Origin of the sequence: Cellulomonas bogoriensis 69B4 = DSM 16987 (genome assembly GCF_000767165.1) — a bacterium.
GTDB lineage: Bacteria > Actinomycetota > Actinomycetes > Actinomycetales > Cellulomonadaceae > Actinotalea > Actinotalea bogoriensis.
In genome coordinates, this window is the sequence record NZ_AXCZ01000161.1 from 1 (window position 1) to 6,156 (window position 6,156).

General features: G+C 73.1%; 5 protein-coding genes and 1 pseudogene. 2 read left to right on the forward strand and 4 right to left on the reverse strand.

The window, feature by feature from the left end:
- The 4 genes and pseudogenes from N869_RS12075 to N869_RS12090 form a co-directional block, all read right to left on the reverse strand.
- A pseudogene (locus N869_RS12075) lies at positions 1–765 on the reverse strand (hypothetical protein); the annotation flags it as partial.
- Positions 741–1,526 carry an ABC transporter ATP-binding protein gene (locus N869_RS12080; protein ID WP_035062061.1) on the reverse strand — a complete coding sequence of 262 codons (786 nt, stop codon included), beginning with the start codon at positions 1,524–1,526 and terminating at the stop codon, positions 741–743. The gene N869_RS12080 and the pseudogene N869_RS12075, both read right to left, overlap by 25 nt.
- Before the next feature lie 28 nt (positions 1,527–1,554).
- Complete coding sequence (locus N869_RS16630) at positions 1,555–2,592, reverse strand: CAP domain-containing protein (protein ID WP_156968522.1); 1,038 nt, start codon at positions 2,590–2,592, stop codon at positions 1,555–1,557.
- A complete protein-coding gene (locus N869_RS12090; RefSeq protein WP_232229718.1) occupies positions 2,589–3,500 on the reverse strand; it encodes an oxygenase MpaB family protein in 912 nt (303 codons plus the stop codon). The genes N869_RS16630 and N869_RS12090 overlap by 4 nt, the downstream gene beginning before the upstream one ends.
- A gap of 137 nt (positions 3,501–3,637) precedes the next feature.
- Between N869_RS12090 and N869_RS12095 the strand changes: the two genes are divergently transcribed.
- Positions 3,638–4,588 (forward strand): DUF4349 domain-containing protein, encoded by a 951-nt coding sequence (locus N869_RS12095; RefSeq protein WP_084137082.1) that lies wholly within the window; start codon positions 3,638–3,640, stop codon positions 4,586–4,588.
- A 123-nt stretch (positions 4,589–4,711) separates the two neighbouring features.
- Positions 4,712–6,156 (forward strand): IS1634 family transposase (locus tag N869_RS12100; protein WP_035062067.1); only part of this gene is annotated, 1,445 nt, incomplete at its 3' end.

Below are 6,156 nucleotides of genomic sequence, written 5' to 3' on the forward strand. Positions count from 1 at the left end.
CTGCAGTGCGCGCCCCCAGCACCACGCGCCCACCAGCACCCAGGCCGTGGCGGTCAGGGCCTGGCCCGCTGCGAGGACCACGTCGCCCTCTGCCAGGGCACCCGGCGCCGCCCACCCCGCGCCCAGAGGTGTCCAGGCGAGCACCGCGGTGACCTGCGGGACGCGCTCGAGCGCGGCGTCCATGCCCAGGGACGTGATCCCCACCAGCAGCGGGATCGCCAGGACCGCCACGAGCGCGCCCGCGGTGGCTGTCACCTCGCGCGAGCGCCGGGACCCGAGCGCCCCGGTGACGGCGGTCGCGGCCAGGCGGGCTGCGAGCATGCAGGTCAGGACGGAGACGGGCGTCAGCGCGAGGGCCAGCGCCGAGGCGGGGGCGCCCTGCCACGCAAGGGCCGCGGACGCTGCCACGAGGCCCGTCATGAGGGCGGGGACGCTGATCGCACCGGCGGCCAGGAGGCCGGGAACCAGGCGCGGGGCGGTGAGCCCGAAGGTCACGAACCTGCGGATGTCCAGGGAGTCGTCCATCCCGGGCACCAGAAGGGGGGCGAGCGCCCAGGCGAGGGTGACCGCTGCCCCGGTGACGACGAGGACGTCGTGGGTGATCTCGGCCGGTTGCCCGCCGAGCCACCTCATGCCGAGCAGCACCGTCGGCAGGCTGGTCAGCACCCACAGCAGCCCCAGGACGGTCAGGACCAGACGCCACACCTCACGGCCGAGGACGTGGCCCAGCATGCGGAGCCTCAGCCGGACGAGGGTCGCAACCACGTGAGCTCCTCGTGCCGGTCCCCTGCGCCGACCAGGCCCACGAACCGTTGCTCCAGCCCCTGCCCGGCGCTGACGTCGGTGACGGTGCCCGCCGCGACGACCCGTCCGGCGGCCACGACGGCGACGTGGTCGCACATCTGCTCGACCAGTGCCATCACGTGCGAGGACAGGACGACGGTGCCGCCGGCGGCGACGAACCCGGTGAGGATCGCGCGGATCGCCCGGGCCGAGACCGGGTCGACGGCCTCGAAGGGCTCGTCCAGGACGAGCACCCTGGGGGCGTGCACCAGGGCGCAGGCGAGCATGATCTTCTTGGTCATGCCGGCGGAGTAGTCGGCGACCAGGGTGCGGCCGGCGGCCTTGAGGTCCAGGGCGGTCAGCAGGTCCTCGCGTCGGGGGGCGATGACCTCGCGGGTCATGCCGCGCAGCAGACCTGCGTACCCGATCAGCTCGGCCCCGGTGAGGCGGTCGAAGACCTGGACCCCGTCAGGGAGCACCCCGAGCAGCGGTGCGGCGGCACCGGGGGTGGCCCACACGTCCACCCCGTGGACGCGCACCTCGCCGGCGTCGGGGGTGAGCAGGCCGGTGGCCATCGACAGCGTGGTGGTCTTGCCCGCCCCGTTGGGCCCCACGACCCCGTAGAACGACCCGGCGGGGATGTCGAGGTCGAGTCCGGCGACGGCGGTCGTGCGGCCGAACCGCTTGACCAGGCCCCGCAACCGGAGTGCCGGTTCGGGCGCCGTGGGGGCACGGTCGCTCATGAGGCCAGGGTAGGCCCCCCCGGCCTCGTCACCGCAGCCCGCGCGGGCGGCGGGCCATCAACGCCAGGCCCGACAGCAGCACGGAGGCCACACCCCCGGCGAAGACGACGCGGGGGGTCTCCTCGATCTCTTGCAGGCGCCCGATCGCGAGGGCGTCGGCGAGGGGCGCGATGTCGATGCGGGGGGCGTCCGCCGTCAGGTCGCCCTCGGCACCGGCGTCGGCACTCAGCACGGGAGCCGGCGCCGGGTCGGCGGAGGGCGTCACGGTGACGGGGGCTGGCTCGTCGCCCTCCTCCTCTGCGTCCACCTCGGCCTCGGGGTCCTCCTCCGGCGCGTCCTCCTCGGCCTCGGGCTCCGCCGGGTCCGGTTCGGGTTCGGGTTCGGGCTGCTCGTCCTCGCGGGCCTCGTCGGAGTCCGACGGCGACGGCGCCCGCTCGGGTTCCGGCTCGGCGGCGGGTTCAGGGCTGGGAGTCGCTGCGGCGGTGGGTTCGGCCGGGGCGGTGCGCTCCTGGGAGCGGGAGGCGGGCGCCTCGCGGGGCGCCGCGGGTGGTGTGCCGTAGGTGGCGAACACCTGGGTGCCCCAGGCGCTGCCACCGGAGATCACCACACCGATCCCGATGTGGGTGAACCGCGGGTTGAGGATGTTGGCCCGGTGGCCCTCGGAGTTCATCCACTGGGTGTGCAGGCGGTTGACGTCGGCGGGCCGGTTGAACGCGACGTTCTCGGCGGCGGCCGACCACCCCGACGGGATCTGCCCGGCGTAGTCGGGGTTGTGCGAGATGGACCCGGCCTCGGCCATGCGCCCGCTCCACGCGGTGGCGACCTGCGTCATCGACGGGTCCAGCGTCAACGGTCCGGCACCGGCCTCTGCCCGGGCGGCGTTGACCAGTGCCAGGAGGTCCTCGGACGGGCCGGCCTGGGCGTGGTCGGCCCCCTCGCCCATGGGCACGAACACCCACATGACCAGGGCGAGTGCGGTGGTGAGCATGAACGCCGACACGCGCTGACGTCCTGCCCGGCGCCGACGCCGCACCCCCTGCGCCCGATTTGCGGTGTTTTGGGTCACCGGTCCACCATACGCCCGCCCGCGGGCGCGGTCACACCTGCCGGGGCGGGCACCGGCGAGGCATCTGGTGGCGGCGCCGGTTGGGCCGGGTCCAGGGCCCAACGGATCGTCCTGGTGGCCAGGTGGCCCCCGACCCGTCGCAGGACCGGCATCCCCTCGCCCAGGTCGAGCTCGGCACGCGCCCAGGACGGCAGCAGCCCGACCCCTGCGCCCGTGATCATCCGGTAGGCGGGCCTGACGGCCCGCGGGATGGGCGGGTCGTGCAGCAGGAAGTGCCCTGTGCGGACCGCCGCGGGGGTGCCCCGCAGCTCGGGCCGGTAGGAGCGCAACGTCGCACCCAGCTCGTCCACGGTCCGGGGCAGGTCGGGAGCGCCCAGCAGCTGCCCGATCCGGGCGGCCTGGGCGACGTACTCGTCCTGCTCGGACGGTGTGAGGGGCCGACGCCCGAACCGCTGGTGCGCCTGCAGGAACGACTCGACCTCAGCCACGTGGACCCACTGCAGCAGGTGGGGGTCGTCGGCACGGTAGGGCTGCCCGTCAGGGGTGGTGCCCTCGATCCGGGCGTGCACCGCGCGGACGACCGCGGCGGCCTGGTCGGCGTGCCCGACGGTCGCGAACGTGGTGGTGGCGATGAACGTCGCGGTGCGTTGCAGCCGTCCCCACGGGTCGGCGCGGTACCCCGAGTGGTCGTCGACGGCGGCCATCGCCGCAGGGTGCAAGGACTGCAGGAGCAGCGCCCGCACCCCGCCGACGAACATGGAGGCGTCCCCGTGCACACGGGTCACCGGCGACCCCGGCGCGAACCGCCTGGGGCCGGGCGTGGAGTGGATGCGGGCCCGGGCCCGGGCCGCGTCAGGTCCGGCCACCCTGCTCAGCAGCAGCGTGGCCAGTCGTGCGCGCGGAGACACCCACGGACCGTGACCCATGGGGAGATCCTCACACGCTCGGTCACGGTCCGGTCACCCGGCGGCGTGGCGCGTGACGAATCGGTCACGATGGCCCGGCGTGCGCGGTTCCGCCGGATTCGTGCTCCTAGCCTGGCGGCATGCGCAGAACCGTGACCCTGGCCGTGACCGCCTCCCTCCTTCTGGCGGGGTGCGGGGCCGGAGCGACGGGCAACGACTCCGACGCCCCCCTCGGATTCATGAGTGCCGACGCGCGCGAGGAGGCGACCGCCGGTGGAGCCGACGGCGACCTCACGGACGCCGCTCCCGACGCGGCCGACGACGGCGGCGACGCCCTCACCCGTCAGGCGGGCGTCCGGCACATGGTGGTCACCGGCACGCTGGACATCGAGGTCGGCGACCCGCGTGAGGCCGTCCGTCACACGGTCAACATCGTGGAGATGGCCGGGGGGCTGGTCCAGGAGCGCGAGGAGCACGTGGGCCGTGACGGCGAGGGCTCGGCCCGGGTCGTGGTGCGCCTACCCGTCCAGGACGCGGAGGCGACGCTGGACCGGTTGGAAGAGCTTGGCACCGTGGTCGACCGCACCACCTCCGGTGAGGACGTCACCGACGCGCTGCTGGACCTCGAGGCCCGAACCCGCGCCCTGGAGATCTCCATCGGGCGGCTGGAGGGCCTCCTGGAACGGTCCGGCACGGTCAGCGAGATCGTCGAGGCCGAGCGCGTGCTCACCGCACGGCAGTCCGACCTGGAGGCCATGACGGCCCGCCGCGCGCACCTGGCCGACCAGGCTGCGCTCGCCACGTTCACCGTGCACCTGTGGTCGGCCGCCGAGGACGCCGAGCCCGCACCCGCCGGCTTCACCGGGGGCGTGGTGCGAGGCTGGGACGCGCTGGTCGCGACGCTCGGGGGTCTGGCGCTGACTTTCGGTGTCCTCCTACCCTGGGTGCTGTTCCTCGGTGCGCTGGGCGGCCTGGTGCTGCTCGCCGTCCGGGGCCTCCGTCGGCGACAGGCAGCAACGGCGCTGCCTGTCGCGTCCACCTCCCCCGCTCCGTCCGGTCCCCCCGCCCCCGGGGCCGGGGCCACCCCCTGACGCGACCGGCACCTGAGTTTGGTCACCGCGGCGCGATCCGCGATCGCGTAACTCGCTGACCTGCGGTGATGGGTGCGCTGAAGGTGGTTCTGAGGCACTAATTGGTGCTCTACCGTGGGGTGGGTGGCGTGGATTCGACGGGTGCGCACGGCCTCGGGAGCGACGGCCGTGCAGATCGCTGAGTCCGTCAATGGCCGTCGGCGGATTGTCGCCCACGTCGGCTCGGCGCATACCGAGGCCGAGCTCGGGCTGCTCGTGGAGCGGGCGCGAGAACTGTTGGAGGACACGAAGCAGGGCGAGTTCAACCTCGGCCTGGAGCCGGCAGCCCCCAGGACGGCACTGATCGGTCAGCCCGGGACGCCGGCGCTCTTCGACGAGCCGGACCCCGCGAGGCGTGAGCGAGGCCTGGTCACGCCGCCCCGGGTGGTGGGGACCTCCTCGCGGGTGCTCTACGACGCCCTGACCGCGGTGTTCACAGATCTGGGTTTCGACACCCTGGGTGATGCGGTGTTCCGAGACCTGGTGATCGCCCGGATCGTGGAGCCGACCTCGATCTTGGACACCGCCCGGGTGTTGACAGATCTGGGCGTGAGGCCGGCGAGTGAGAAGACGATGCGCCGCACCCTTGCCCGGGCTGTGGCTGGCGAGGGGCCGGGCGCCTACCGGGACGAGGTCGCCGCGCTGTGCTTCACCCACGCTGCGACCAACGGTGATGTCTCGCTGTGCTTGTACGACGTGACGACGTTGTACTTCGAGGCCGAGAAGGAAGACGACCTGCGCAAGGTTGGCTACTCCAAGGAACGCCGCGTCGACCCCCAGATCGTCGTCGGCCTGCTCGTCGACCGGCACGGGTTCCCGCTCGAGATCGGCTGCTATGAGGGCAACAAGGCCGAGACAGCCACGATCGTGCCGATCGTCAAGCAGTTTCAAGACCGCCACAACGTCGAGGACATGGTCGTCGTCGCCGACGCCGGGATGCTCTCAGCAGCCAATCTGACTGCGCTGGAGGAGGCGAACCTGCGCTTCATCGTCGGCTCGCGGGTGACCAAGGCGCCGCTGGACCTGGCCTCGCACTTCCGCTGGCACGGGGACGCGTTCACCGATGGAGAGGTCATCGACACCATCACTCCCCGCACCGGGCGCCACCGCAGTGAGAACAACGAAGCGCTACGTGCCGAGCCGGTATGGGACCGCGAGCAGCACCCGGGATCGTGGCGGGCGCTCTGGGCCTACTCGACCAAGCGCGCGGCCCGGGACACCAAGACGCTGACGTTGCAGGAGAACCGGGCCCGCGCGGTCATCGCCGGGGAGAAGGCCGCCCGGACACCGAGATTCGTCAAGGCCAAGGGCGACGGGCAAGCACTGGACGAGGCAGCCCTGGCCAGGGCCCGCCGCTTGGTCGGGCTGAAGGGCTACGTGACCAACATTCCCGGTCAGCTGATGCCAGCCGGCGAGGTCATCGGGTCCTATCACGAGCTCTGGCACGTCGAGCAGTCGTTCCGGATGTCCAAGACCGACCTCGCCGCCAGGCCGATGTTCGTCCGCACCCGCGAGGCGATCGAGGCCCA